The organism is Psychrobacter sp. SHUES1 (genome assembly GCF_001652315.1).
In the GTDB taxonomy this organism is placed as follows: Bacteria; Pseudomonadota; Gammaproteobacteria; order Pseudomonadales; family Moraxellaceae; genus Psychrobacter; species Psychrobacter faecalis.
Map to the genome: position 1 here is coordinate 1 of NZ_LXWA01000012.1, position 820 is coordinate 820.

The 820-nt window shown below is 44.4% G+C and carries 1 protein-coding gene; it reads right to left on the reverse strand.

What is annotated here, in order from left to right; translation table 11 throughout:
- A partial coding sequence (locus tag A7325_RS00400) for an IS4 family transposase (protein ID WP_156508468.1) occupies window positions 1-820 on the reverse strand: 820 nt, incomplete at both ends.

Below are 820 nucleotides of genomic sequence, written 5' to 3' on the forward strand. Positions count from 1 at the left end.
CCTGCAGCCTGTAAAGGCGCAAACCGTAACAGATCAACAATCGTAATAGACGCCATATGAAAGCTAATTCGTAGAGGGCTAACCTTAGCTCTAACTGCCATATAGCGCATCAAACGTCTTATCAGATTATAAGCAATCATAAGCCCCCAGAACTCTTGTAACATAAGCTGTGGCAGCTTACTTCTTAACAACAGCCCCTGCTGTAGATCAGACTTAATTTCCCTAAAAGCCATCTCGATCTCCCAGCGCTGCAAGTACAGCTGTGCCACTTTATCCTTAGTAAAGCGTTTATCATCTATTAAAGAGGTGATGTATCGTCTTGTCTTACCCTCATAACGACACTCAATTAATCGAGCTTGCCAAGTATCGGGTAGGTTTGGATTTTTCTTTTGAGCTTGGGGAGAAACCGGCATTTGTATCAAGTAGTCCCCTTCACTAAAGGTTTCAATCACACTGTAACGCAGATTATCTTTAGCCCGCATGAGCCAGTGACTGTTTGGATGGGTTTGTTGCCAACTGATAAGTAGGTCTGCTGAGAAATAGGCTCTATCAAATAGCGTAATGCTATTGTCTTGAACGTTTAGCTGACGGGCTAAGGTGATCTCTCCTTGACCCATATCTCCAAGGGTTGTGTCAATGATCTCATGCGTGTCAGTATTGATCAGGCATACCGAACGCATTTGTGGATAGGGCGCCTCTTTGGTTCTGCCTTTGCTTGAACTAAAGTGCTGAAGGTTCTCATCAGTATAGGGTAGTGAGTATACGACACCGTCTACAGCTTGGACGCTAAGTCCCATAAAGTCTTGCTGCTGGGTTAGTG